General features: G+C 52.7%; 26 protein-coding genes. 12 read left to right on the forward strand and 14 right to left on the reverse strand.

Going from position 1 to position 24,781, the window contains the following annotated elements; all coding sequences use genetic code 11:
- Window position 1 precedes the first annotated feature (1 nt).
- From QZJ86_RS02835 to QZJ86_RS02855, 5 genes are all read right to left on the reverse strand, one after another.
- Window positions 2-829 (reverse strand): glycosyltransferase family 2 protein, encoded by an 828-nt coding sequence (locus QZJ86_RS02835; protein ID WP_301936253.1) that lies wholly within the window; start codon window positions 827-829, stop codon window positions 2-4.
- Entirely contained in the window at window positions 826-1,575 is a 750-nt protein-coding gene (locus QZJ86_RS02840; RefSeq protein WP_301936256.1) for a glycosyltransferase family 2 protein, read from the reverse strand. Before QZJ86_RS02840 ends, QZJ86_RS02835 begins: the two co-directional genes overlap by 4 nt.
- Window positions 1,568-2,791 (reverse strand): O-antigen ligase family protein, encoded by a 1,224-nt coding sequence (locus QZJ86_RS02845; RefSeq protein ID WP_301936258.1) that lies wholly within the window; start codon window positions 2,789-2,791, stop codon window positions 1,568-1,570. The genes QZJ86_RS02840 and QZJ86_RS02845 overlap by 8 nt, the downstream gene beginning before the upstream one ends.
- A gap of 12 nt (window positions 2,792-2,803) precedes the next feature.
- Window positions 2,804-3,529 (reverse strand): glycosyltransferase family 25 protein, encoded by a 726-nt coding sequence (locus QZJ86_RS02850; RefSeq protein ID WP_301936259.1) that lies wholly within the window; start codon window positions 3,527-3,529, stop codon window positions 2,804-2,806.
- Window positions 3,530-3,622: 93 nt separating this feature from the next.
- The gene (locus QZJ86_RS02855; protein ID WP_301936261.1) at window positions 3,623-4,723 is read right to left on the reverse strand and encodes a glycosyltransferase family 9 protein; all 1,101 of its coding nucleotides are present in this window, start codon (window positions 4,721-4,723) and stop codon (window positions 3,623-3,625) included.
- Window positions 4,724-4,801: 78 nt separating this feature from the next.
- Here QZJ86_RS02855 and msbA point away from each other — a divergent pair, with 78 nt between their 5' ends.
- Window positions 4,802-6,580 carry a lipid A export permease/ATP-binding protein MsbA gene (gene msbA, locus QZJ86_RS02860; RefSeq protein ID WP_301938888.1) on the forward strand — a complete coding sequence of 593 codons (1,779 nt, stop codon included), beginning with the start codon at window positions 4,802-4,804 and terminating at the stop codon, window positions 6,578-6,580.
- Window positions 6,581-6,621: 41 nt separating this feature from the next.
- On the opposite strand, the gene pqqE is transcribed toward msbA, so the two are convergent.
- The 7 genes from pqqE to QZJ86_RS02895 all read right to left on the reverse strand — a co-directional run bounded on the left by pqqE (window position 6,622) and on the right by QZJ86_RS02895 (window position 11,369).
- Complete coding sequence (gene pqqE / locus QZJ86_RS02865) at window positions 6,622-7,746, reverse strand: pyrroloquinoline quinone biosynthesis protein PqqE (protein WP_301936263.1); 1,125 nt, start codon at window positions 7,744-7,746, stop codon at window positions 6,622-6,624.
- A complete protein-coding gene (pqqD, locus tag QZJ86_RS02870) occupies window positions 7,724-7,996 on the reverse strand; it encodes a pyrroloquinoline quinone biosynthesis peptide chaperone PqqD (RefSeq protein ID WP_301936265.1) in 273 nt (90 codons plus the stop codon). Before pqqD ends, pqqE begins: the two co-directional genes overlap by 23 nt.
- 33 nt (window positions 7,997-8,029) lie before the next feature.
- Window positions 8,030-8,593: a Uma2 family endonuclease gene (locus tag QZJ86_RS02875; RefSeq protein ID WP_301936268.1), complete on the reverse strand. Its 564-nt coding sequence runs from the start codon at window positions 8,591-8,593 to the stop codon at window positions 8,030-8,032.
- Between the two features lie 5 nt (window positions 8,594-8,598).
- Window positions 8,599-9,321, reverse strand: coding sequence for a pyrroloquinoline-quinone synthase PqqC (gene pqqC / locus QZJ86_RS02880; RefSeq protein ID WP_301936269.1), 723 nt, complete (start codon window positions 9,319-9,321; stop codon window positions 8,599-8,601).
- 9 nt (window positions 9,322-9,330) lie between these two features.
- Window positions 9,331-10,242 carry a pyrroloquinoline quinone biosynthesis protein PqqB gene (gene pqqB / locus QZJ86_RS02885; RefSeq protein WP_301936270.1) on the reverse strand — a complete coding sequence of 304 codons (912 nt, stop codon included), beginning with the start codon at window positions 10,240-10,242 and terminating at the stop codon, window positions 9,331-9,333.
- A gap of 108 nt (window positions 10,243-10,350) precedes the next feature.
- Window positions 10,351-10,425, reverse strand: coding sequence for a pyrroloquinoline quinone precursor peptide PqqA (gene pqqA / locus QZJ86_RS02890; protein WP_054760176.1), 75 nt, complete (start codon window positions 10,423-10,425; stop codon window positions 10,351-10,353).
- Window positions 10,426-10,580: 155 nt separating this feature from the next.
- The gene (locus tag QZJ86_RS02895; RefSeq protein ID WP_301936272.1) at window positions 10,581-11,369 is read right to left on the reverse strand and encodes a sulfite exporter TauE/SafE family protein; all 789 of its coding nucleotides are present in this window, start codon (window positions 11,367-11,369) and stop codon (window positions 10,581-10,583) included.
- 93 nt (window positions 11,370-11,462) lie between these two features.
- On the opposite strand from QZJ86_RS02895, the gene QZJ86_RS02900 reads away from it, so the two are divergent.
- From QZJ86_RS02900 to QZJ86_RS02930, 7 genes are all read left to right on the forward strand, one after another.
- Window positions 11,463-12,713, forward strand: a complete 1,251-nt coding sequence (locus tag QZJ86_RS02900; RefSeq protein ID WP_301936274.1) for a multifunctional CCA addition/repair protein — start codon at window positions 11,463-11,465, stop codon at window positions 12,711-12,713.
- Window positions 12,710-13,060, forward strand: coding sequence for a DMT family protein (locus QZJ86_RS02905; RefSeq protein ID WP_301936275.1), 351 nt, complete (start codon window positions 12,710-12,712; stop codon window positions 13,058-13,060). The genes QZJ86_RS02900 and QZJ86_RS02905 overlap by 4 nt, the downstream gene beginning before the upstream one ends.
- 38 nt (window positions 13,061-13,098) lie before the next feature.
- Window positions 13,099-13,965 carry a 23S rRNA (adenine(2030)-N(6))-methyltransferase RlmJ gene (locus QZJ86_RS02910; protein ID WP_301936276.1) on the forward strand — a complete coding sequence of 289 codons (867 nt, stop codon included), beginning with the start codon at window positions 13,099-13,101 and terminating at the stop codon, window positions 13,963-13,965.
- Window positions 13,966-13,967: 2 nt separating this feature from the next.
- A complete protein-coding gene (locus QZJ86_RS02915) occupies window positions 13,968-14,432 on the forward strand; it encodes a hypothetical protein (protein WP_301936278.1) in 465 nt (154 codons plus the stop codon).
- Window positions 14,433-14,476: 44 nt separating this feature from the next.
- Entirely contained in the window at window positions 14,477-15,916 is a 1,440-nt protein-coding gene (gene tldD / locus QZJ86_RS02920; RefSeq protein ID WP_301936280.1) for a metalloprotease TldD, read from the forward strand.
- A gap of 56 nt (window positions 15,917-15,972) precedes the next feature.
- Window positions 15,973-17,304, forward strand: a complete 1,332-nt coding sequence (pmbA, locus tag QZJ86_RS02925) for a metalloprotease PmbA (protein WP_301936281.1) — start codon at window positions 15,973-15,975, stop codon at window positions 17,302-17,304.
- A 206-nt stretch (window positions 17,305-17,510) separates the two neighbouring features.
- Entirely contained in the window at window positions 17,511-18,791 is a 1,281-nt protein-coding gene (locus tag QZJ86_RS02930) for an HD-GYP domain-containing protein (protein ID WP_301936283.1), read from the forward strand.
- Window positions 18,792-18,847: 56 nt separating this feature from the next.
- Here the strand turns inward: QZJ86_RS02930 and QZJ86_RS02935 are convergent, their stop codons facing one another.
- Window positions 18,848-19,861 (reverse strand): quinone-dependent dihydroorotate dehydrogenase, encoded by a 1,014-nt coding sequence (locus QZJ86_RS02935; RefSeq protein ID WP_301936285.1) that lies wholly within the window; start codon window positions 19,859-19,861, stop codon window positions 18,848-18,850.
- Window positions 19,858-20,961: a glycine oxidase ThiO gene (gene thiO / locus QZJ86_RS02940; protein ID WP_301936287.1), complete on the reverse strand. Its 1,104-nt coding sequence runs from the start codon at window positions 20,959-20,961 to the stop codon at window positions 19,858-19,860. The genes QZJ86_RS02935 and thiO overlap by 4 nt, the downstream gene beginning before the upstream one ends.
- 313 nt (window positions 20,962-21,274) lie before the next feature.
- Here thiO and QZJ86_RS02945 point away from each other — a divergent pair, with 313 nt between their 5' ends.
- The 4 genes from QZJ86_RS02945 (at window position 21,275) to hxlA (ending at window position 24,657) form a co-directional block, all read left to right on the forward strand.
- The gene (locus QZJ86_RS02945) at window positions 21,275-22,192 is read left to right on the forward strand and encodes a hypothetical protein (RefSeq protein ID WP_301936289.1); all 918 of its coding nucleotides are present in this window, start codon (window positions 21,275-21,277) and stop codon (window positions 22,190-22,192) included.
- Window positions 22,193-22,260: 68 nt separating this feature from the next.
- Complete coding sequence (pip, locus tag QZJ86_RS02950; protein WP_301936290.1) at window positions 22,261-23,205, forward strand: prolyl aminopeptidase; 945 nt, start codon at window positions 22,261-22,263, stop codon at window positions 23,203-23,205.
- 5 nt (window positions 23,206-23,210) lie between these two features.
- Entirely contained in the window at window positions 23,211-23,792 is a 582-nt protein-coding gene (locus QZJ86_RS02955; protein ID WP_301938895.1) for a UbiX family flavin prenyltransferase, read from the forward strand.
- Window positions 23,793-24,012: 220 nt separating this feature from the next.
- A complete protein-coding gene (gene hxlA, locus QZJ86_RS02960) occupies window positions 24,013-24,657 on the forward strand; it encodes a 3-hexulose-6-phosphate synthase (RefSeq protein ID WP_301936292.1) in 645 nt (214 codons plus the stop codon).
- The last annotated feature ends 124 nt before the right edge of the window (window positions 24,658-24,781 follow it).

Here is a 24,781-nt window from a genome sequence, read left to right on the forward strand (position 1 = left end):
CTCAAACCGTCTTAAGATACTGGTCCACGCCCTGTTCGGCGCGAATCACAGTATTATCTGCAACGCGCCGCAACAGACGTTGGTAATTTTCGTCGTGGCGGCTTCTGTCGTTATGGCGATGCCAAAGATGCAATACCGGCGCCGCAAACCGGCCTTCCTTGCGTTTGATGCCGTGATGGATCAAACGGATCACCAGGTCGGAATCCTCATAACCCCAACCTTCAAACGCCTCGTCGAAACCGTTCACCGTTAAGAAATCGTTTTTCCAGGCCGCCAGATTGCAGGTCATGGCTTTTTGCCAGTTTCGGGGCTGCCCATATCGCCAACGGCCAGCCGGCAGATTCAGCAAAGGCAGTAAGCGGTTGATGCGGCGTTGTAGCCATTGCACCAGAAAAAATCCGAACGATTGCCGATGTAATGGCGTCTTTTGCTGCAACGTCTGCTGGGTATAGCTTTCGCTTAGTAGTATTCGGTTGCCGGGGACGAAATAACCGGTTTCGGCTAACTGCCGATGGCGGCGAATAAAATTTGGCAGAGCCACGCAGTCGCCGTCCATGAATAGCAGATAGTCGCCGCGACTGGCCGCAACCGCTTTATTGCGTACGGTGCCGGCTCGAAAACCCAAGTCTTCATGCCAGACGTGGCGGATTGGAATAGGGCTGGTCTCGGCAAATTCAGTCACTAGTTGTTGGGTCGAGGCTCCGGAACCATCGTCGGCGACGATGATTTCAAATTGGCGATCTTGTTGATCCAACAGGCTGAGCAGACAAGCTGCAAGTGCTTCCGGCCAGTTGTAGGTGGTGACGATGACCGAAATCACGCCGTTCATTGCGGCTTTGTTTTACCGCACAGGGCGCGCAGTTTCAGATATTTGTAATAACTGCCTTCGGCGTTGGATATGGCCAGCATCAGGCCTTCGGAGCCGTCCAGGATAGCCGCCTTGATGAAATAGGTGCGGATGAAAGTCCATAAGCCTTTGCCGATCGCTAAACCCAAACTGGCATGCTGACCGTTATTGAAAAGCTTTTGGGCGCCAAGAGAGGAATAGCTGTTGATCTTGTGCAGAACTTCTGCGGGATCGACGAAGGCTTCGTGTAGCAGCGGGTTACGCAGTTGCTTGATTGCGCCGTTAACCACGATGCGTTCGTGAACCACATCGCCGCTGAAATGGCCGGCGTCGCGGCGAAATAACCTCAAGACATAATCCGGCCACCAACCGGCGTGTTTGATTTGTCGGCCGCAATAGCTGGACAGCCTGGGGATTTCGAAGCCGTATACGTCTTGCGCTTGCATGGCTTGCTGTATTTCGTGTTTTAGCGCCGGACTGATTTCTTCGTCGGCATCCAGAGAAAGCACCCAATCGCCGTGAGCCTTATCCAAGGCCCTCTGTTTTTGCGGGCCGAAACCGGGCCAATCGGTTACGAACACCTGTTCGGTGAAGCGTTTGCAAATAGCAACGGTGTCGTCGTTGCTGCCCGAGTCGAGTACGATGATTTCATCGGCCCAAGCTACCGATGCCAGGCAGCGGCCGATATGTTGAGCTTCGTTTTTAGTGATGACGATAACGCTAAGCATCGGCTCGGATAGTCGTTGGGTCTGAGTGAGGTTGGCTTAGTAAGGCGCCGAGGAAAAATGCCAGTAAATAGCCCTCAGCGTAGGTTTTGAAGTGAGAGTTGAACAGGCTGGAGGCGCAGATCGCCACTAAAAAACTGGCGGCGATCGGGCCGTAGGGTTTGTTGTTCAGGCCTTGGCGTAGTGCCACATAAATATAGGCAAAGAACAGTAGCAAGCCGACCAGGCCGTTTTCCAGCCAGACAAATAGATATTGGTTGTGCGGGTCGCCGGTGCTGATGCCATGCCAATCCTGGGCTTTGGCCGCGGCATGGGCGCTGTAGGTGGTTTTGAACGACGAGGTGCCATAGCCGAACCAAGGCCTTTCCTTGATGAGTTCCAGCGTATTTTTATAAAACACCCGTCTCACGCCGGTCGAGCTATAGTCGGTACTGGTTTCATAACTGGCTTGTTCGTCCATGGCTAGTTTGATGCGTTGCTGCAGCGCGGTCGACGTTAGTCCAACCAGCACTAAAACTACGGCAACCAAGCCGATTGCATGCGGTAGCTTGCGGTAGCCATAGAGGGTTCCCACCGCAAAAACCGCCGCGATCGGCAGCGCAAAATAGCCGCTTCTGGCAGCGCTGACAAAGAAAATATTGAACAAAAACAGACCGATGCCGACCCATGCGGCGTATTTTTGCCGCTTGGTCAAAGGTTCGTGCAGCAGGAAAATGCAGCACAGCAACGCGGCGACAAAGGCCATGCTTTGGGTGGCGTGATTGGTCATGAAAATGCCGGCTTCGCGGCCACTCCTGACTTCCAGGTCGAAAGCCCAGAGCGGAATGGCAATGGTCGCGCCGACAGCCATAACGATGACATAGCCGTAAACAAAGCGTTTTTGCCAGGTTTTTAGCTGAAATAGGCCGAGCAGCAGAAATAGATAAAGCAATTTTTTCCAGCTCGATAAGGTCTGTAATTTGCTGGGCCAGTCGGTATCCGCGTATAGCGCGCCAATGATCAGCCATCCCAAAAACAGCACAATCATTTTACCGAGCGGCTGCCGCCAGGATGCTGCCAAAGTTTGTAAGGCTTGGCCGGAAAGCAGCCAAAATATCGGTAGCGCCGCGCAGGCAATACCGGCGGCGCCGGTGGAAATAGGTGCGGCAATCGCGGCGAAGATGGCTAAATAGCGGCTGATAGCCAGCGACGATTCAGCAAATGTGGAATAAGCAAACATCAGTGTCGGTCCTTAACGCCATAATTGGTAAATATACTTGCGCTTGAGTTTTTCCCAACGGAAAAAAATGGCTTTAAGCCAGGTTGGCGGATCGGCTTCCAGCGCGCTTTGGAATAAGCCGTTTTTACTGCCTTGTTCGATGACTGGATCTTCCAGCCAAAGGATTTGTATGCCTAGCTGCTTATCGATTTTTTCAAATTGATTGTCGATAGGCTCGTTGATCTTCTGGATCTTGATCCATTCCAGCCGCTTGCGCGCGGTATGAGCGTCGATGAGATAAGAGTCGGCGAAGCGGCCGCGATGGCCGGGATAAAGATATTGGCCGGGCTTGCGTTGACTTTTCGGCGTGAAAAAATTGCCGCCGGAGCCGATGTAGATGACTTTATCGCCTGGGAATTGCAGGCTTTGCTCCAGCGCGCGTTGCAAGCCAAGCTTTAGATCCTTACCGAACACCGCGTCGTCTTCAAGCACTAGCGATAAGCCCTGGCCCTGGTTAGCCGCAATTTTTTGCAGGGCGGCCACATGCTTGAGCGCGCAAGATTGCTGGGCGGCGGTGAGCGGGTTGTCGCCGAAATAATCGGCAATCACATCGTCGCTCAGGTCTTCAATATCCCAGTCGAAAATAAATTCCGCCGACAGCCCGAATTCGATCAGTTGTTGTTCCATGAAGCTGCGGCGTTGGTCGAACTTTTTGACGTTCAACACCAAAATGCGATCTAGGGTAGGCGATGCCGTCATAGGGATTGGTATAGCGCTTGGCGGTAATGAAGAGCGGCGATTATCGATGGTTTTGCGAAAAATAACATCATTGCTGTGGCTGTTGTTCCGTAATCAACGGCCAGTTTCGAGGCGTTGGTCGCTTAATGCCTTGGCAATAAGGGCGATTACCCGTTCGGCGGATAACTGATCGAGACAGGCGCTGTGGCTATCTCTGTGCCGGTCGCAGCCCTCCAGCTGGCAGGGAACACAGCCTGATTCCATTTGGCCTTGAATCAAACAAACATTATTGACTTGCCCAGAGCCACGCGAGGCAAACGGTGCTTGGTTATCGGCATAGCCGCAAGGCCACGGCGCCCATTTTTTCGGGTCGGTGGGGCCGAATAGCGCGAAGGTCAAGGTGCCGGTCGCAGCAGCCAGATGGGTGATGCCGGTATCCGGGCCGATGAATAGCGTGGCGCCAGCGATCAAATCGGTCAACTGCGCCAGCGACAGTTGGCCGGCCAGATTAAGTGTATCGGTTGGAAACGGTTGCTGTAAATTTTGCAGGGCTTGTCGCTCGCCGCCGCTACCGGTCAGCACAATTTGATAGCCTTGTTGATTCAAGAATTCGACGAGTTGCCGCCAGCCATCGGCGTGCCACTGTTTGTAGCGCCATTGCGGCATAATATGCAACACCGCATAGGGCGTGGCTGGCGGCAAGGGTAACGGTGTCGAACTGCGTGGCGGCGTCAAGCGGTAGCAAGGCTCGATGTTTAGCAGTTCGCAGAAGCGCAAGTTTTCCAGCACGGCGTGATCGTAATTTGCACCGAATACCAGCCAGCTCGTCAAAAGTCGTTTTTTCCACCAAGCCTTGCCGGCATTGTCGGGCACGAAGCCGATGCTGGTTTTGCCTGCGGTGGCTGCGATCAAAGTAGGCCGGTCGCCGGCCTGGGTGGAAATTGCCAGATCGTAACCGCGAAACAGGCTTAGCAGTAATTTAATGAATGCAAATGCGCCGGGTTTGCTCGGTATGGCGATCAAACGATGAACGTGCGGATTACCTTCCAGCATGCCGGCATTGCCGGTCGGCAACAATACGTCGATTTGCGCATCGGGATAAGCTTGTTTTAACGATCCGAGCAATGGTGTTACCAGCAGCGTGTCGCCCAGATAACGCAGGGTTATCACCAAAATGCGTTTAGGTTGTATATTGAGCTGTTTTGGATTGGGCATTGAGTGCGCCGTCTTCATCATAGCCGCACATTTTAAAGGTAAACAGTATTGAATACGTTACAAAATTCGCGCAAAACCATGACCGATAGCCAAGTTTACAAGCGCTTGCTGGCGTTTGTGCTGCCGTATTGGCGGCTGTTTTTGGTGAGCGCCGTCGGTTTTGCCATTTACGCCGCCACCGAACCGGCGGTGGTGATGATCATTCAGCGCATCATCGACAGTTTTGGGGCGCAGGATCGGGGGGATATTCAATACCTGCCGCTGGCTTTTGTGGTGCTGTTCTTGGTACGCGGTGTCGGCTCGTTTTTAGGCAATTATTATCTGGCGCGGATTTCCGGCAATCTGATTCACAAATTACGTTGCGAGATATTTAATCAGTACACCCGCTTGTCGGTGCAGTATTTCGATGGCCATAACAGCGGTTATATGATTTCGCGGATCACCAACAATATCGGCGAAGTCACTCGGGCGACATCCGATTCGATCCGCTCCTTCGTGCGCGAAGGTTTTACCGCGGTCGGATTGCTCGGCTATCTGGCCTACACCAACTGGCAACTGTCACTGGTGTTTCTGGCGATTGCGCCGGTGGTGGCGGTCATGGTGCGTTATGTCGGCAAGCGTCTAAAGCGATTGAGCCGCAATATGCAGGATACGGTCGGCGATTTGACGCATATCACCTCGGAAATGGTCTCGGGTAATCGCATCGTCAAAAGCTTTGGCGGCGAGCAATACGAGCGGCAACGCTTCAAAACGGCCAGCCTGGAAAATCGCGGCCAACATCGCAAGCTGATCATGACTGTGTCGCTGAATAACCCATTGATGCAATTAGTAATCTCTTTTGCGCTGGCGGGCATGATGTATCTGGCCTTGATTTTGATGAAGGCATCCAGTCCGGGCGAATTCGTCGGGTTCTTTACCGCGGCATTTTTGTTGCCGAAGCCGATTCGCCAGTTGAGCGACGCCAATTCCGAGATTCTGCGTGGTATCGCCGCCGCCGAGTCTTTGTTCGAAGTGTTGGACGAGCCGGCCGAAATCGACGGCGGCGATTATCAAGTCGAGCGTAGCCAGGGGCGCATCGAGTTCAAAAACTTAAGTTTCAGCTACGCCGGTAGCGAAACGCCGGCTTTGGATAATATCAATCTGGTCATCGAGCCGGGCCAGACCGTGGCCTTGGTCGGCGCCTCCGGCGGCGGCAAGAGCACGATGATCAATTTACTGCCCCGTTTTTACGACTACGTGCAAGGCGAGATTTTGATCGACGGCGTCGAGTTGAAGCGCTACCGTCTGGGCAGTCTGCGCCGGCAAATTGCGTTGGTGACGCAGAATGTCACGCTGTTCAATGCCTCTGTGGCTAACAATATCGCATATGGGGCTTTGCAAGGCGCGGCGCGCGAGCACATCGAACAAGCGGCGACCGATGCTTACGCGATGGACTTCATCGCTAAAATGGCGCGGGGTTTGGATACCGAAATCGGCGAGAACGGCGTCAAACTGTCCGGCGGCCAGCGCCAACGTTTGGCCTTGGCACGCGCCTTGTTGAAGGACGCGCCGATTTTGATATTGGACGAAGCCACCTCGGCCTTGGATACCGAATCGGAGCGCTATATTCAGGCCGCGTTAAACCGCGTGATGCTGGGTCGCACTACCTTGGTAGTGGCGCACCGCTTGTCGACTATCGAAGGTGCGGACGTGATTTTAGTGATGGACAAAGGCCGTATCGTCGAACAAGGCTCGCATCACGAGCTGCTCGCTCGCGATGGCGCTTATGCAAAATTGCACAAGATGCAGTTTCAGGATGTCGGTCAGTCCGATTCTGGCGGGCATGCGGTGAATCATCCGCAACCGCTAGCAGGATAAAATTCAAGCGGCGGACTGGATTCCGCCGCTTGATACAGACTTCAGAACAGTTTGGAATTTTTGCTGTTGCGGAACACTAGCGGTTTTTCCGCGCCGGACAATGCCAAATAGCGAGCAGAGGCGATGGCTGCGTCGATTCTATGCCGTTCCGGCGATTTGCTGCATACCGGATCGGTGCTGTACATATCACCGTTGAACAAAAACGCCTGACAGCGGCAGCCGCCGAAGTCTTTATGTTTCTCGTCGCAGCTGCGGCAAGGTTCCTGCATCCACTCGGTGCCACGGAAAAAGTTGAAGGTCTTGGATTCGTTCCAGATTTGTTCGATGCTGTAGTCCTTGACGTTCGGGCAATCCAGGCCCGGTAATTCGCGTGCCGAATGGCAGGGTAGCGCGGTGCCGTCCGGGGCGATGGTCAAAAACGTGGTACCCCAGCCGTTCATGCAGGCTTTCGGCCGATCTTCGTAAAAATCCGGCACCACGTAATAAATCTTCATCTTGCCGGCGACTTTTTCCTTATAAGCCTGGGCGATTTTTTCCGCTTCTTCGAATTGTTCCTTGGTTGGCAGCAGCGCGTCGCGGTTCAGATGCGCCCAGCCGTAATATTGGGTGTTGGCCAGTTCCAGATAGTCGGCGCCGAGGTTTTCGGCCATCTGCAAAATTTCCGGCATCTGGTGAATGTTTTCGCGGTGGATCACCACGCACAACACCATCGGATAGCCGTGTTTTTTCACCAGTTTTGCCACTTCCTGCTTGTGTTGATAAGTGGCCGTGCCGGCAATGTGGTCGTTGAGTTCCTGAGTGCTGGCCTGGATGCTGACCTGGATATGGTCGAGGCCGGCCTGTTTCAGTTCGACGATTCTGTCTTCGGTTAAGCCATAGCCGGATGTGATCAGGTTAGAGTAATAACCCAGCTCGCGGGCGTGGCGCACCAGCTCAGACAAATCCTGCCGAGTCAACGGTTCGCCGCCGGAAAAACCTAATTGCACCGCGCCCATTTTGCGGGCCTGGCTCAATACGCGTTTCCAGTCGTCGGTGTTCAGTTCATTCGGATATTTGGCATAGTCCAGTGGATTGGAGCAATACGGGCATTGCAACGGGCATTTATAGCTGAGCTCGGCTAACAGCCAGCGTGGAGGGGTGATATTAAGCTTGTCTGATCCAGCCATTTTGCAATGCAATGTTCAAAAAGTTAGTGATGTCGTTAGTCAGGCCGCTGGTGGCGAATTTTTCTTCCAGTTCGGTGACGATTTGCGCCACCAGTCGGCTGCCGTCGCAGAGCTTGAGTATTTCCGCCGAGCTTTGGTTCAACTCCACCATACCTTCGGGGTAGAGAATCACGTATTTCTGTTGAGCTTCTTCCCATTGCAGCCTATGCAGCGGCGAAAATTGGATGATTTGATCGGGGGTGATGGTCATGAGGTTCCGGTGTTTAAGCAAACGGCTAAAGTATTAAGCCGCTTCGATGTCTTCAAAAATTTCCGCCAGTGGCAGGCTGAGGCTCAAGCTGTGCAGTTGGCAATCGACTTCGCCTATGTAATCGTGTAACAGCCAATCGTGATCGGCTGTGCGGCGAAAGCATTCCATCCGGCGGTTGTCGATGTCGACGATCAGATATTCCTGTAGCGATTCCAGCTTACGGTAGGCGACGAACTTGCCGCCTCTATCGTAATCGGCGGTCGAGTCGGACAGCACTTCGACGATCAATGTCGGATGTGACAGATATTGCTTGGCTTGGCGATCTTCCGGGTGACATGACACCATCACGTCGGGGTAGAAGAAGGCATCTGCCGTTTCGACACGCAGTTTCATGTCGGCGATATAAGCCCGGCAGGGCGTGCCTCGCAGGCGTTGTTTCAGCGACGCATAAATATTGCCAGATACCAAAACATGCTCTTGCCGTGCGCCAGTCATCGCAAATACTTCGCCGGCGACAAATTCGTGTTTTTCCGCTTGGGTTCCTTCCCAAGCCAAAAAGTCGGCGGCGCTGAAACGAAGCTGTTCGGCGGTTTGCATTATTTTTAGATATTGAAATAGGGCGGCATGTCGGCCACATAAGCCAGATACATCGCATCGGCCATGGTCCACAGCACATCCAGTTTGAATTTCAGGATTTGCACCATTCTTTCCTGTTGCTCGCGGGTTTTGTACCAGTCCAGTGTCAGTTGCAAACCGTGTTCGACATCGCGGCGGGCTTCGGTCAGGCGTTTTTTGAAATAAATGTAACCTTCCTGTTCGACCCAAGGGTAAACATCTGGCCAGTTGTCCAAGCGCTGTTGATGAATTTTCGGCGCGAAAAGTTCCGTCAGCGAGGAACTGGCGGCTTCGTGCCATTCGGCGCGGCGGGCGAAGTTGACATAGGCATCCACCGCAAAGCGCACGCCAGGCAATACATGTTCCAAAGACGTAATTTCTTCACGCGTCATGCCGACCGCGATGCCCAACTGTATCCAGGCCTCGATGCCGCCAGGGTCGCCGGGGTGGCCGTCGTGATCCAGGATGCGTTGCACCCATTTGGCTCGGGTCTCGCGGTCCGGGCAATTGGCCATGATGTTGGCGTCCTTGATCGGAATCATCACTTGATAATAGAAGCGGTTGGCGACCCAGCCTTGTAGCTGTTGTTTGGTCAGTTTGCCTTCGTTCATCAGCACATGCATCGGATGATGAATGTGGTAGAACTTTTCCATGCCGCGCAGCTTGGCTTCGAATTCGTCGCGGGACCAGGGTTGATTGTCAGCACTCATGAGATACCTTTATAAGTCAATTTCCAAACCATCGTAAGACACTTCGATGCCGTTCGTCTCCAGTATCTTACGCTCCGGCGAATCTTCGTCCAGAATTGGGTTAGTGTTATTGATATGAATCAAAATCTTGCGAGCGTTAGGTACGCCATTTAGCACTTCAATCATACCTCCAGGGCCGGATTGCGGCAGGTGGCCGATCTCGCGGGCATGTTTCTGGCTGATGCCGCGGGTGACCATTTCGTCGTCGGTCCAGAAAGTGCCGTCCACCAAAATACAGTCGGCAGCTAGCATGGCCTGTAACACATGCAGCTCGATCTCGCCCAGGCCCGGCGAGTAATAGAGCTTTTTACCGGTGGAAATTTGCTCGACAATCACGCCGATATTGTCGCCGTCGTGCGGATCGTGGCGGTGCGGCGAATAGGGCGGCGCCTTACTCTTTAAAGCGTGTGCATAGATACGAATGTCGTCTATGCCGGGAATCTCGAATGGGGTTTCGTCGCAGGCAATCGGGTGATGATTGACGGTGCAGTAATCCTTCAGCATGTTGAATAGCGGAAAGCCGCTGGTCAAATCTTGTCTGACCATCTCGGTGCAATACACGTCCAGCGGCTTGCCTTCGCGCAGCATCAGCATGCCGGTGGTGTGGTCGATTTGGCTGTCGATTAGTAGGACAGCCTTGATGCCGGTGTCGCGGATGCCTTCTTTCGGTTGGATAGCCGGAAAGGCTTCCAGTTGGGCGCGAATATCCGGCGAGGTATTGAACAGCAGCCAGTTGCGGTTGTCGGTGCTGATCGCTATCGACGATTGGGTGCGGGCTTTGCCATTGAGTTGGCCGTTGCGCAAGCGTCTGCAATTGTCGCAGTTGCAGTTCCATTGCGGAAAGCCGCCGCCGGCGCCGGCGCCGAGAACTCTAATCTTCATGTTTGCCTAGGGGATTGATAAACGAGCGCCGAATGATACGGGATTAAAAATCGACAGGCAAAAAAAAGGGGCAGGAAAATGCCCCTTTTTCATGGTCAACCGTAGCGATTAACGGTTGTAGATGTACATGGTTACTTCAAAACCGAAACGCATGTCGTTATAAGCTGGTGTTTCCCATTTCATTTGTAATACCCTCCAGAGGTTTTGTTGTTGTGTGCGATAGCTTGATCGAGAAAGCTGCGCCGAAGTATACGATGAAGTTTTTCTTTGCGCAACCGAGCAATCAAACCTTGACTAACAGCGGTTCGAGCCATGTTACAGCGCTTAAGTTCCCTGGCTTACCAGGCCATTTTGATCGCAATCGCCAACAGCACAATCGCGAAATAACGTTTTAACTTTTGCGCAGGCAAGCGGTGGGCCAGTTTGGCGCCCAATGGTGCGGTAAAAATGCTGGTCAGCACGATGCCGGCAAAAGCCGGCAAGTACAGATAGCCTAGGCTGCCGACCGGTAAGTGACTGTCTTGCCAACCCAATACGGCGTAGCTGGCGGCGGCCGACAGCGCAATGGGGATGGCGCAGGCGCTGGAGGTGGCAACGGCGTTTTTCATGGCAAGGCCATTGCCGACCAGATAAGGCACCGTCATCGTGCCGCCGCCGATACCCAATATTGCCGATAACACGCCGATCAATAGGCCCGTCGGGTAATCCAGAAATTGTCTTGCAGGACGTGTTGAAGTTTTGGTTTTCCTGGGTATTGCCATTTGCACGCTGGTGTAGAGCAGATAGGCAACGAAAAACCAGCGTAGCAAATCGGCGCTGATATATTTGGCTAACACCGCGCCGCCACCGGCGCCCAACAACATGCTGGGCGCCAGATGCAATGCTCGCCGCCAGTCGATATTACCCAATTTGTGGTGCGTGCGTACCGAGGCTGTCGAAGTGAATATCGCGGTTGCCAAGGATGTGGCGACGGCGAGCAGCATAATTTGCTCGGGATTGAAGTGTTGGGCCTGGAATAGCCAGGCCAGTACCGGCACGATCAACGCGCCGCCGCCGATGCCGAATAAACCTGCGGCAATACCGGCAAGAATGCCTAGCAACAGACTGGCTAAAAAAATTTCCGTCATGAAGATTAATGGCTGGGGAATAAGCAAAGCACTATGATACCGAGTCATTTATACTGTGTCTTTTAATCCAAATTGAAGGCGGATGGGTAAGGCATGAAAACGTATCTGGTCGGCGGCGCAGTTCGCGATCGTTTGCTGGATTATCCGGTCAAGGAAAACGACTGGCTGGTGGTCGGCGAGACTGCGGAAGCGATGTTGGCTCGTGGTTTTCGGCCGGTCGGCAAAGACTTTCCGGTGTTTTTGCATCCGGTCAGTCAAGAGGAATATGCCTTGGCTCGTACCGAACGTAAGACTGCCCCAGGCTATAAGGGTTTCGCCGTTCATGCCGCCCCCGATGTGACCTTGGAAGAAGATTTGCTGCGCCGGGATCTGACCGTCAACGCGATGGCGATGGCTGCCGACGGCGAATTGATCGATCCTTTTCACGGCCGGCGTGATTTGGAAAAACGTATCCTGCGCCACGTCTCACCGGCTTTTACCGAAGATCCGGTGCGTATTTTGCGCGTCGCGCGTTTCGCCGCCCGCTATGCCCACCTGGGCTTTAGCGTGGCCGAGGAAACACGGCATTTGATGCGGGAGATGGTCGCCGCCGGCGAAGCCGATTTTCTGGTGGCAGAGCGGGTATGGGCGGAATTACACAAGGCCTTATTGGAGCGGACGCCAGCGACGTTTTTTCAGGTATTGCGAGATTGCGGGGCGTTGCGGGTGGTTTTTCCGGAGGTCGATGCGCTGTTTGGCGTGCCGCAGCCGGAGAAATATCATCCGGAAGTCGATACTGGCGTGCATGCCTTGATGGTGCTTGACCAGGCGGCGCTGTTGTCCGATAAAGCCGAGGTGCGTTTGGCTGCCTTGCTGCACGATTTGGGCAAGGCGCTGACGCCCAGCCACTACTGGCCCAGTCATCATGGCCACGAGCAGAAAGGTTTGCCGGTGCTGGCCAAGATGTGCGACAGGCTGAGGGTGCCGAATAGCTTTAAAGCGTTGTGCACGCAGGTGATGGAATACCACACTCACTGTCATCGGGCGTTGGACTTGCGAGCCGATACCTTGACCGATATGTTGCAAGCCATCGGTGCATTTAAGCCCGACAACCGCTTGGACGAATTTTTACAGGCTTGCGAAGCCGATGCTCGCGGCCGGACTGGTTTCGAAGATCGCCTTTATCCGCAAGCCGACTACATCAGGGCGGCGGCGACCGCGGCGGCAGGTATCGATACCACGGCTGTTTTGCAAGGCGGCCTGCAAGGCGCTCAGATCGGCGCGGCGATTCATAAATTACGGATCAAGGCCGTCAACGACTATAAACAACGTTACCATTCGACGATGGCCTTAGAATCCGCATGAGTTCCATTCTGATCTCCGCCGGCTTATTGGTTTGCAGCAATGTGTTCATGACTTTTGCCTGGTATGCACACCTCAAGGAGTTGAACAATAAACCCTGGTTGTTGGCGGCATTAGTCAGTTGGGGGATAGCGCTGTTTGAATATCTGCTGCAGGTGCCCGCCAACCGTGTTGGCTACACCCAGCTTAGCGTCGGTCAGCTCAAAATTATGCAGGAAGTGATTGCCTTGAGTGTGTTTGTGCCGTTCTCGGTTTACTACATGAAAGAACCGCTGAAGCTGGATTATCTGTGGGCAGGCTTGTGTTTGCTGGGCGCGGTGTTTTTTATCTTCAGAGCCAAATTGAGCTGAGCGTGAGCGGATTAGAATAATAAAAATGGATAAACAGCATGCTTAGTTATCGTCACGGTTTTCATGCCGGCAATTTTGCCGATGTTTTAAAACACAGTCTGCTGACATTAGTCGTCAATGCCTTAAAGCAAAAGGACAAGCCTTTCGTTTATATCGATACGCATGCCGGCGCTGGCAAATATTCGTTAAAAGCCGAATTTGCCCAAAAAACCGGTGAATATCAGCAAGGCATTGCCCGAATTTGGGGCGCGGAGCAAGCACCCGCGGAGTTACACGATTACTTGGCGGCGATTCGCGCGGAGAACACCGGCCGGCAGTTGGTGCGTTATCCCGGTTCGCCGCAATTGGTGAAACGCTTGGTCAGGGCGCAAGATCGGCTATTATTGTCCGAACTACACAGCAGTGATTTCGAAGCCTTGCAACAACTGTTTGCCGGCGACAAGCAAGCCATTGTCGCCAAGGAAGACGGTTTGCAAACTCTAAGCAAAAAATTGCCGCCGATTCAGAAACGTGGCTTGATTCTGATTGACCCCAGTTATGAGATGCGGGACGAATACAAAAAAATCGTTGCCGCTTTGACGACCGCACATCGGCACTTCGCTACCGGGGTTTATGCGATTTGGTATCCCGTGATAGAACGGGCAGCGGCGGAAAATTTCATGCGGCAATTAATGCAAACCGGCATTCCAAAACAATTACGGATCGAGCATTGCGTGGCGGAAGATGGTCCTGGGCGAGGTATGACAGGTTCCGGGATGTTGTTCGTCAATCCGCCTTGGCAGTTGGATAGCCAGGCGCAATTATTGTTACCTTGGTTGAACAATGTCTTGGCTGCGGGCCAGGGACATTGGAAAGTGGAATGGCAGGTACCGGAAACGATTGCGGAGCGTGTTGTAGGGAATTAGCAATGATTAAAAAAAATCTCGATCTGATCGTCGTCGGTTTTGTGGTGCTTGCCATCGTTATGTACGATGTGACCTTGGATTTGCTCGGAGAATGCATGCACCTGATGTACGAAGGCTTGCATGTGGCCTTTGAGTATGTCGAATTGGGTATCGAGGAAGCCGTCGAATTGTTGTTTCACCTGCTGGATGTCGGCGAAATTATCGAGTATTTGTTTGAATCCGACCGCCACGGCAGTCAGGTCGTGACCTTCTACATTTTGCTGACCATTGCCTGGTTCGGGTTTTACCGGCTCTGGAAAACCTTGCCGCGGCTTTACGAATTTTTTAAACAATTAATACTGAATACTTGGGTTCGGCGAAAAACCGAATTCCAGCTTTACTGGTTCTCGCTCACCATACTGAATAAGGTAGCTCTCGCTGTCACGGCCATGGTCGTTGCTTATATTGCTTCGTTTTTCGTGATGTGATTGGCGCGAAGCATTGATGAAATCGTTTTCTTTTTAACTCTCTCATGCCATTACTAGAACAAGTTACTCAATCCATTCTTACCGTGAACGGTCTGCAAACCCAGGATATAGACCGGGTTATGGCGGCGCTGCTCAGTGTGCCGGTCGATGCCGCCGATATTTATTTTCAATCCAGCCATTTCGAGTCGTGGTCGTTGGAAGGCGGTATTATCAAGGAAGGCAGTCACTCCATCGAGCATGGTGCCGGGGTGCGGGTGGTGAGCGGCGACAAGACCGGCTTTGCTTACAGCGATCGCATCGAATTGCCGATCTTGCTGGAAGCCGCCAATAACGTCAAAGCCATTGTCCGTCAGGGCCAACAAGCCCAGCGCCAAATCGAAACCGGCAAGGGCTGGCCGCGCTTGTATCAGCCAATCAACCCGCTGAAATCGCTGGACGATCAGCAGAAAATCGATTTGTTGAAACGCGTCGATAGCGAGACCCGCAAGCTGGATAGTCGTATCGAAGAAGTGATGGTCAGTTTGATAGCAGCTTACGATAGCATCTTGATCGCCAATCAGGATGGTTCGCTGGCCGCCGATATTCGGCCGCTGGTGCGGATGAACGTCACTGTGATCTTGGTCGAAAACGGCCGCCGCGAACAGGGCAGCATGGGCGGCGGCGGCCGTAGCGATTACAGTTATTTTCTGGAAAACGACAGGGCCTTTGAATACGGCCGCGAAGCGGTGCGTCAGGCCCAAGTCAATTTACAAGCCCAGGACGCGCCGGCCGGTAATATGACCGTGGTGCTTGGTCCAGGCTGGCCGGGAATTTTATTGCACGAGGCTATCGGCCACGGCTTGGAAGGCGATTTCAACCGCAAGGGTACTTCGGCGTTTAGTGGTCGGGTCGGCGAGCGGGTGGCATCGGATTTATGCACGGTGGTTGACGACGGCACACTGGCTGGGCGGCGCGGTTCCTTGAATATCGACGACGAAGGCACGCCCGCCGAGAACACCGTGCTGATCGAAAAAGGTATTCTTAAAGGCTATATGCAGGACAAGCTCAATGCCCGCTTGATGGGGGTTAAGCCCACCGGCAACGGCCGTCGCGAGTCGTATGCGCATTTGCCGATGCCGAGGATGACCAATACCTATATGCTGCCGGGCGAAAGCGATCCGGAAGAAATCATTCAATCGGTGAAAAAAGGCCTGTATGCCCGCAATTTTGGTGGTGGGCAGGTCGATATTACCTCCGGCAAATTTGTGTTCTCGGCTAGCGAAGCTTATCTGATCGAAAACGGCAAAATCACCAGGCCGGTCAAAGGCGCGACGCTGATCGGCAACGGCCCGGACGTATTAACCAAAGTATCGATGGTCGGCAATGACATGGCTCTGGATAGCGGTGTCGGTACTTGCGGTAAGGACGGGCAAAGCGTGCCGGTCGGCGTTGGTCAGCCGACGCTGAAAATCGACGGTTTGACCGTTGGCGGCACCAGCGTTTAATGCCTTGTGGGGTCGAATGAGTCGACCCAGATGAATCCGAACCCAAGAGACTTACCGTGCAAAACTACGAAGAAATCAACCGTTTAAAAAATGTCGTTCAGCAATTATTGGACGAAGCCAAACAGCAAGGCGCCAGTGCCGCCGAAGCTGCTTTCAGCGTCGACAATGGCTTGTCGGTGTCGGCGCGCTTGGGTGAGGTGGAAACCGTCGAATACCACTGCGATCAAGGCATAGGTGTAACCGTCTATTTCGGCCAGAAAAAAGGCTCGGCCAGCACCAACGATATTTCCGCCGATTCCCTGAAAGAAACCGTCAAGGCTGCTTGTAGTATCGCGCGTTATGCCAGCGAGGACGCTTATGCCGGCTTGCCCGATCCCGGACGGTTGGCGACCGAATTTCCCGATCTGGATCTGAACCATCCTTGGGCTCTCGATGCATCACAGGCGATCAATCTGGCGATCGAATGCGAAAATGCCGCGCGCACTTACGACCCGGCTATTAGTAATTCCGAAGGTGCCTCGGTCAATACGCATCAAGGTACGCGGGTATTCGGCAATTCCCTGGGTTTTTTGCAAGGTTATCAAGCCAGCCGCCATTCCTTGAGTTGCTCGGTGTTGGCCGGTAGCGGCGATTCGATGCAGCGCGATTACTGGTACAGCGTAGCCCGCAACGCTTCCGCATTGGAGTCGGCGCGGCAGGTCGGCGAGAAAGCCGCCCAGCGCACGGTCGCGCGTCTCGACGCCCGCAGTCTCAGTACCCGCCAGTGTCCGGTGCTGTTTGCTTCGGAAATGGCGTCCGGCTTGATCGGGGCGATGATAGGCGCGGTCAGCGGCGGCAGTTTGTATCGAAAATCCTCGTTTTTACTGGATACGCTGGATACCCAAATTTTGCCGGATTTTGTGCGCATCCACGAACAGCCTTTTCTAAAAGGCGCGCTGGGTAGTGCCAGTTACGATGCCGAAGGCGTGGCAACCCAAGCGCGCGATATCGTTAGCGAGGGTGTTTTAAAATCGTACATACTCAGTACCTATTCGGCGCGCAAGCTGGACATGCAAACCACCGGCAATGCCGGCGGCGTACATAATCTGACCGTCGAGGCGGGCGACAGAGATTTTGCCGGCATGCTGAAGTTGCTGGATACCGGTCTGTTGGTGACTGAATTGATGGGGCAGGGCGTCAACCGCGTTACCGGCGATTATTCGCGAGGTGCTTCGGGTTTTTGGGTGGAAAACGGTGTGATTCAGTATCCGGTGCAGGAAATCACCATCGCCGGCAACCTGAAAACCATGCTACGCAATATTGCTGCCATCGGTAACGATGTGGATTTGCGAGGTAATATCCGGGTGGGGTCGATCTTGCTGGAACAAATGGCGATTGCCGGCGAGTAGTTTTTGCCTAACGCGGTAATTGATGATCTTTTCGGCAAGGTTTAGTATGTCGCTATAATCGATCGCATCGCAAAGGATGGAAATGATAATTCGTCCGAGTGGCTTCGCGATAGGGGGATGGTCTTGTTCAGCCCGGTTTTAATCTGGTTGATGATGGAATGGGCTTTTCGATGATTTTTGGTCTGTACTGAAAGGTTAAGATTCGTGTGGAAAGTAACAGCAATAATTTTCTAGTAGATTCGGTTGAACTGGTTAAGATCAATGCCAAGGATCTGCGGGTCGGCATGTATGTCTCGAAGTTGGACCGGCCCTGGCTGGAAACCAATTTCTGGTTTCAGGGATTCGAGTTAAAGAACCAAGCCGATGTCGAAGCGGTACAGAAGCAGTGCGATTTTGTGTATATCGATGTCTCCAAGCAAACCCAAGTCCAGAGATATGTTTCCCACGGCACTGCTTATAGCAAGGATTATCTGGAAAAAGTCCAGCCGCCGGCGCGGCGTTCGTCGTTTGCCAATGAAATTAAAAAAGCCGATAAGCTGTATCACAAAACCAGTTCCTTGGTTAAAAGCTTTATGGAAGAAGTGCGGTTTGGCCGGCCGATTAATGCCATGGTGGCTAAAAAAGCCGTGGCCTATTGTGTTGATAGTATTTTAAATGCCCCGGATGCGTTGATGCTGATGACGCAATTACGGAATCGCGACCAATACACGGCTCAGCACAGCATGAACGTTTGTATTTATGCGATTGCCTTGGGTCGGCAGATTAATTTATCGGTCGAAGAACTCAATAATGTCGGTCTATGCGGCATGATGCACGACATGGGTAAGATGCTGGTTCCGCTGGAAATTTTGAACAAACCCGGTCGTCTGACGCTTGACGAGTTGGGGGTCATGCAAAGCCATGCCGCCAAGGGCTGGCAACTATTGGTCGACACTATCGGTATGTTTCCGGGGGCTATCGATGTGGCTTATATGCACCATGAGCGCTTGGATGGCAAAGGGTATCCTCGGCAACTGAGAACCGAGCAAATCACGCCTTATTCGCGGATGGTGGCGATTGTCGATATGTACGATGCGGTGAGTAGCGATCGTATTTATCAGAAAGGCCGATCGCATCTCGAAGCCATCAAGGTGCTGACGGAGGCAGGCAATTTTGGCCATCTCGATTCCGGGCTGGCCATGAAATTTATCGAGTGTTTAGGCATTTATCCGGCTGGTAGCTTGGTGGAGCTTGCCGATGGCGAGGTGGCGATGGTGCTGGAGGTTAATCCCAAGGCCAAACTCAAGCCAAAAATCCTGATGTTGCAGGATGTGAATAAAAAGCCCTGTAACGAGTTTGTGGTCGATCTGGCCATGGTCAGCCAAAATGCCGATGGCCGGCAGCTTAGCATTAAGAAAGTCTTGCGGCCCGACGAGTGCGGCGTCGATTTGCTCAAATACTACCAAGCGGGTTTGCTGCAAAAAAGCTGGGCAGGCACAGAGGCTTAAGTCGTCGGTTATCAATCTGCTGGCGTTACCCTTCGACGGTCAGCGGATTGCTGTGTTCAAAAGCCTCGCAACACTTCCTCAATCAATCGCGGACCTTTATAAATCAAACCGCTATATATCTGCACCAAGCTGGCGCCGGCCGCGATCTTCTCTTGGGCGTCGCTGGCACACAAAATGCCGCCGGCCGCGATAATCGGCAGCCTGCCTTGCAATTCTATCGCTAAGTGTTTCACGACCCGGGTTGAGCTGTCTTTAACCGGCGCGCCGCTGAGGCCGCCGGCTTCGTTGCCGTGTTTATGGGTTTGCACTTTGTCGCGGGCAATCGTGGTGTTGGTGGCGATCACGCCATCGATGGCAAATTCCAGCAGCAATCCGGCAATGTGAACGATTTCTTCGTCGCTCAAATCCGGGGCGATTTTCACCGCAATGGGCGTGTATTTGCCATGCTCTGCCTGCAATCTCAGCTGTTCTTCCTTCAGGGCATTCAGCAACTGTCTGATTTCGTCGCCCTGCTGCAACTGGCGCAGGTTCTTGGTGTTGGGCGAGGAGATATTGATGGTGACATAACTGGCTGCTTGATAGCTTTTTCGTAAGCCGATCAGATAATCGTCGGTAGCGTTCTCCAGCGGCGTGTCGGCGTTTTTACCGATGTTGATGCCTAAGATTCCCGAGTAGCGGCATCGACCGACTTGCTCCAGTAAGTGATCGATGCCCAGATTGTTGAAACCCATGCGGTTGATGATGGCCTGATGCTCTGGTAGGCGAAACAGGCGTGGCTTGGGGTTGCCGGGTTGTGGCCGCGGGGTGACGGTGCCAATTTCGATGAAGCCAAAACCCAGTTCGGCCAACGCATCGATGTAATCGCCGTTTTTATCCAGTCCGGCAGCCAGACCTAGCGGATTTTTAAAACTCAGGCCCATCGCGTTGACCGGTTTGTCGGTCGACTGCGCTCTATTCAATGCCGATAAGCCGCTCATTTGGGCTAACTTCAACAAATCCAGGGTGACATGATGAGCGGTTTCCGGATCCAGGGAAAACAGCAGGGGGCGTATTAAGGGATAAAGATTCATGGCTGGGCAGGTCGGGTTAACGAGTACGGTGCCGGGTCGATTTCAGTTGGGCGCTCTAGGATCAGATCGGCCAGTAATTGCGCCGATGCGGGCCCCATCACCAGGCCGTTTCTAAAATGGCCGGCATTAATGCTGAGATTCTCAAGGTCCGGATGGCGGCCGATGTAGGGTATGCCTTGTGGGCTGCCTGGGCGTAAGCCAGCCCAATGATGGCAGACTGGATAATTTTTTAACGATGGCAATAATTCGGTGGCGAATTGGTAAAGCTGTTGTTTGGCGTTGTCGGTGGTGATCTTGTCAAAACCGGCTTGTTCCACTGTGCTGCCTGCCAAAATTTTGCCGTCACGGCGCGGGATTAAATATTGATCGCCGTCCAGCACCATATAAGGCAAGGTGGTCGGGGTGGCGTCGAACAACAGCATTTGGCCTCGGACCGGCCGGATTTGCAAGTCCAAGGGCCAGTCCGGTAATAAATAGTTCATTAGATCGGTAGTCCAGGCGCCGGCGCTGACGATCAACTGTTTTACCGTGTATTTCCGGTCGACGGTCTCGACCTGGCTGACTTGGCGGTTGGCGACGGCGATCTTGCGTATGTCGGTGTTGTCGATAAATTGCACGCCGGCTTGTTGCAAATAGGCGTACAGAGACTTCAATAATCTCGGATTGCGAGCCTGGGCAATCTCCGGTAGCCACAACGGTTGCTGATAAGTGCTGGTAAAAGGCTCAGTTAACTCGGTGGATGCCGGTCGATATTCGATACCGTAATGTTGGCACCAATCGATGGCTTGCTGGTAATCCGGATTTTTGCAGATCAGCATGCCGCAGTCATACCACTCCGGATCGATACCGGTGGCGGCCAGAAGTTCTTGGCTTAGGCCGGGATATTTTTTCAGGCTGGCAACGGCCAGATCGGAAATGGCCGGTGCCTGTCGCCAAGGGTAAATCGGCAGCAGAATGCCACCGCCCGCCCAAGACGACTCCAATCCCGGTTTGGATTTGTCAAGAATCGTCACTTCGCGACCGGCTAGGCGCAATTCGCGGGCGGCGAGTAGGCCGCTAATGCCGGCGCCGATGATCAGAATATCCAGATGTTTGGTCATGCAAATGCTTGGGAAAACGGAGATGTAAATGCTTTTTTAAAGTAACACGAAGCAGGCTGGTTTTGATAGGGTCTGCCGGTTGTTGTGCTTGTGTGAAAAAGCAAATGAATGTTGTTTATTTTTGACAATTATTGATTATGGGTTACAAAGTATTTGTATCTATTTGAAATAAAACAAGTTTTTTGACCAAAAAAAATAGGCTTAAAACTTGTAAGGCTGGTATTTTGCTGCTATTATTGCTCACGTGAAGAAATCCTGTGTTGCATTAAAGCCAATTCAGTCTTAACAATAACTACCCTTGGGGGGAACAACAATGAGTTTTACTAAAACCAAATTAGCGCTGGGCGTTGCCGCAGCGACTTTGACAATGGCTGGCGCAATGGTCGCCCCACAAGCCCAAGCAGCGGATTCCAAAGCCGAGCGCGTAGCCGATGCGACTGCGAGAAAAACCGAGGCTTTGGAAGCGCAAATGGAACAAATGAGCGGCATGATGCAAGCCATGCAAGCTGAATTGAACCGCGTTAAATCTTCATCTGCTAGTTCTACTGCTGCTAATGCAAAAGTTCAAGAGTTGGATCAATGGATGGCGTCTGTGAAATCAACACCTGCTCAAGCTTCTGCAAAAGACAACTTGGTAGCGGTTCGTGGCGGTTGGTCGGCTTTGGATCATGCACGTGGTAATAGCAATACGCCATTAACCGATGGCGGTCTGTTGTCCAACAACCAAAACAACGAAGGCTTTTACTTCGGTGGTGCGTTCGACTTCAACGTCAACAACGATTTGTTCGGTTTGATGGATGATACCTCGTTCGCTATCGAATTGGGTGTGGAATATGCTCAATACGGCACAGGTACTAACGCATTGACAGACGGCACGCTTACCGCTTTGCAGACTGCTAACGGCGATACAATCGTGCTTAATGGTCATTCACCAAGAGCAACGGACTCTCGTCTGAGAATCAATGCTTCTCCAAAAATCAAATTCATGCACGACAGCAAATTGCGTCCATGGATTATCCCGGTCGGTTTGGATATCAATATCCTGGGCGTCCCATCCAACGCGGTTTCCGTGTTGAATGCCGGTCTGAACTTCGGCGCCGGTGCTGAATACGACGTCTTCAGAGGTATCGTGTTGGGTACAGACGTGCGTTACCACTACTCAACCAGCAAACTGGACGGTACGCCTACCGACGGTTTCAATGCTGGCGGTTATGTCGGTTTCAAATTCTAATTTGTAAACCTGCAAGCACGCAAAAAGGGAAGGTGTTACAGCCTTCCCTTTTTTTATGGATTAAAGCAATGAAGACTCTTTATCCGGAAATCTCTCCTTTCCATACTTTCTTTTTGGAAACCGATAGCGACCATCGGGTATACGTCGAGCAGTCCGGCAATCCGGTCGGCATCCCGGCGATTTTTTTGCACGGTGGACCTTGTTCCGGTACCAAGCCCGATCATAGGCGGTTTTTCGATCCCGAGCGCTATCACATTATTTTGATAGATCAACGTGGCTGCGGCCTATCGCAGCCGTTTGGTGAATTGCAAGGCAATACCACTCAGGATTTGCTGGATGACATGGAGCGGATACGCAAGCAATTGCGAATCGAGCAGTGGCTGCTGTTTGGCGGATCCTGGGGGGCGGCTTTGGCATTGCTTTATGCGCAGCGGCATCCCAAGCGAGTGTCGGCGATGATTTTGCGTGGAGTCTTTTTGGCGCGGCAGGCCGACATGGATTGGTTTCTGGGGAATGGCGCCAATCGGATTTATCCCGAGTGCTGGCAAAATATGCTGGATAATTTGCCAGCGCTGTCGGGCGCAACGGTCTTGGAAAGGTTGGGCGAAGCAGTATTTGGTGCCGACCAGGCTGTCGCCAAGCGTGCGGTGCAACAATGGCAGGCCTGGAGTGGGCAAGTGGCGTTGGGAAATGAATATTTGGAGAGCATGGAATCGGTTAGCGAGCAGATGCTGAAGCAAGTAAAAATGGAGTTGTCTTATGCGATTCACGATTACTTCATTGCCGAAAATCAAATACTGGACAATTGCGCGATACTGCAATCGATACCGACCGTGATTATTCATGGGCAAAACGACTTGACTTGCCCGTTGGAAGCAGGTTGGCGCTTGCATCAGGCGTTGCCGCAAGCTCGTTATGTGGTGCTGCCGAATGCCGGCCATATCGCGCGCGGCGAAGAAATGATCGATGCGTTGGTATCCGCGACCGATGATATGGCTAATCTTTTGGCTTAAAAATGATGGCGGAAAAAAAACGACTGGTGATCGCGATGACCGGCGCAACCGGCGCTATATACGGTGTGCGGATGCTACAGGTTCTGCGGCAACAGCCGGATTGGGAAACCCATCTGGTGATCTCGTCGGCCGGATTGGTGAATTTGAAATTTGAACTGGATATGAGTCGCGCGGCGCTTTATGAGCTGGCGGATGTGACTCACGGAATTGATGATATTGCCTCCTGTATCGCTAGCGGTTCGTTTAAAACCGAAGGCGTGGTGATCGCGCCGTGCTCGATGAAAACCCTGGCGGCGGTCGCGCATGGTTTTGGCGACAATTTGATTTCGCGGGCGGCGGATGTGGCCTTGAAAGAGCGTCGGAAAACCGTGCTGGTGCCGCGCGAGACGCCATTAAATTTGGCGCATATCCGCAACATGGCCAGCGTCACGGAAATGGGCGGTATTATATTTCCGCCGATGCCGGCTTTTTACAATAAAAGCGATTCAGTGCGGGCTATGGTCGACGAGGGAGTTGGCCGAATTTTGGATATGTTTGGGGTCGATGTGGCCGGTCTATACAAGCCGTGGACAGGCTTGGGCGAATAGGATTTTAACAATCCCGGCTGATTACGGGTTTTTTGGCGAGTAAATAGTGGGTCTTCAATTGACAGGGCGCCTTATTCTGATTTAGAGTTGCCCCACTCGCGAAAACTGCCCATCGATACAGGCTTGCGGCGCTCTCGATTTAAAGACCGAAAAAGGGCTTTGTTTGAGGGGTGGGTCTTAAAAACAATAACTGTAACTATAACAATCGGAGCACATAAGTATGGCAAGACCATTAATTCAAATGGCGTTGGATTCACTGGATTTCAACCAAACTGTTGCATTGGCTGATCAAGTAGCGCCTTATGTTGATATTTTTGAAATCGGTACACCTTGCATCAAATACAACGGTATCAACCTGGTTAAAGAACTGAGACAACGTTTCCCAGACAAACTGTTGTTGGTTGACCTGAAAACCATGGACGCTGGTGAATACGAAGCCGGTGCTTTCTATGCTGAAGGCGCGGATATCGTCACCGTACTGGGTGTTTCTGGTTTGGCGACCATCGCCGGCGTTGTTAAAGCCGCGAAAAAACACGGTGCAGAAACTCAAATCGACTTGATCAACGTCGAAGACAAAGCCTATATCGCGAAAGAATCAGTGAAATTGGGCGCGCAAATCGTCGGTATTCACACGGGTCTGGATGCGCAAGCAGCTGGTCACACACCGTTCACCGATCTGAACGACATCGCACGTCTGGGCCTGAACGTCCGCATCTCAGTTGCTGGCGGTATCAAACAAGCCACTGTGCAACAAGTGGTTGAAGCCGGTGCCAACATCATCGTGGTTGGTGCCGCTATCTATGGTGCACCGTCACCTGCCGAAGCAGCCCGCGAAATTCGCGAATTGGTTGACGCTGCTGCATAAACCAGCTTTGGCAACACCTATTTATTAGGAAATGTTAAGGACGGGTGGTTAAGGCCACTCGTCCTTTCGTTCGTTATAACCCCCAGTTTTTACCGGGCACGGCTGATCATGAGCCGGCTCGTAC

It is taken from the genome of Methylomonas montana, assembly GCF_030490285.1.
In the GTDB taxonomy this organism is placed as follows: Bacteria; Pseudomonadota; Gammaproteobacteria; order Methylococcales; family Methylomonadaceae; genus Methylomonas; species Methylomonas montana.

Bases quoted from the DNA above. Each gene is read 5' to 3' on its own strand.
- pqqD (WP_301936265.1), bottom strand. From the start codon at position 7,996: ATGACCATCACCCCCGATCAAATCATCCAATTTTCGCCGCTGCATAGG.
- QZJ86_RS02840 (WP_301936256.1), bottom strand. From the start codon at position 1,575: ATGCTTAGCGTTATCGTCATCACTAAAAACGAAGCTCAACATATCGGC.
- pqqE (WP_301936263.1), bottom strand. From the start codon at position 7,746: ATGGCTGGATCAGACAAGCTTAATATCACCCCTCCACGCTGGCTGTTA.
- msbA (WP_301938888.1), top strand. From the start codon at position 4,802: ATGACCGATAGCCAAGTTTACAAGCGCTTGCTGGCGTTTGTGCTGCCG.
- QZJ86_RS02935 (WP_301936285.1), bottom strand. From the start codon at position 19,861: ATGAATCTTTATCCCTTAATACGCCCCCTGCTGTTTTCCCTGGATCCG.
- QZJ86_RS02850 (WP_301936259.1), bottom strand. From the start codon at position 3,529: ATGACGGCATCGCCTACCCTAGATCGCATTTTGGTGTTGAACGTCAAA.
- tldD (WP_301936280.1), top strand. From the start codon at position 14,477: ATGCCATTACTAGAACAAGTTACTCAATCCATTCTTACCGTGAACGGT.
- QZJ86_RS02900 (WP_301936274.1), top strand. From the start codon at position 11,463: ATGAAAACGTATCTGGTCGGCGGCGCAGTTCGCGATCGTTTGCTGGAT.
- QZJ86_RS02945 (WP_301936289.1), top strand. From the start codon at position 21,275: ATGAGTTTTACTAAAACCAAATTAGCGCTGGGCGTTGCCGCAGCGACT.
- QZJ86_RS02835 (WP_301936253.1), bottom strand. From the start codon at position 829: ATGAACGGCGTGATTTCGGTCATCGTCACCACCTACAACTGGCCGGAA.
- pqqB (WP_301936270.1), bottom strand. From the start codon at position 10,242: ATGAAGATTAGAGTTCTCGGCGCCGGCGCCGGCGGCGGCTTTCCGCAA.
- thiO (WP_301936287.1), bottom strand. From the start codon at position 20,961: ATGACCAAACATCTGGATATTCTGATCATCGGCGCCGGCATTAGCGGC.
- QZJ86_RS02855 (WP_301936261.1), bottom strand. From the start codon at position 4,723: ATGCCCAATCCAAAACAGCTCAATATACAACCTAAACGCATTTTGGTG.
- pqqC (WP_301936269.1), bottom strand. From the start codon at position 9,321: ATGAGTGCTGACAATCAACCCTGGTCCCGCGACGAATTCGAAGCCAAG.
- QZJ86_RS02905 (WP_301936275.1), top strand. From the start codon at position 12,710: ATGAGTTCCATTCTGATCTCCGCCGGCTTATTGGTTTGCAGCAATGTG.
- QZJ86_RS02910 (WP_301936276.1), top strand. From the start codon at position 13,099: ATGCTTAGTTATCGTCACGGTTTTCATGCCGGCAATTTTGCCGATGTT.
- QZJ86_RS02955 (WP_301938895.1), top strand. From the start codon at position 23,211: ATGGCGGAAAAAAAACGACTGGTGATCGCGATGACCGGCGCAACCGGC.
- QZJ86_RS02845 (WP_301936258.1), bottom strand. From the start codon at position 2,791: ATGTTTGCTTATTCCACATTTGCTGAATCGTCGCTGGCTATCAGCCGC.
- hxlA (WP_301936292.1), top strand. From the start codon at position 24,013: ATGGCAAGACCATTAATTCAAATGGCGTTGGATTCACTGGATTTCAAC.
- QZJ86_RS02895 (WP_301936272.1), bottom strand. From the start codon at position 11,369: ATGACGGAAATTTTTTTAGCCAGTCTGTTGCTAGGCATTCTTGCCGGT.
- pip (WP_301936290.1), top strand. From the start codon at position 22,261: ATGAAGACTCTTTATCCGGAAATCTCTCCTTTCCATACTTTCTTTTTG.
- QZJ86_RS02875 (WP_301936268.1), bottom strand. From the start codon at position 8,593: ATGCAAACCGCCGAACAGCTTCGTTTCAGCGCCGCCGACTTTTTGGCT.
- QZJ86_RS02915 (WP_301936278.1), top strand. From the start codon at position 13,968: ATGATTAAAAAAAATCTCGATCTGATCGTCGTCGGTTTTGTGGTGCTT.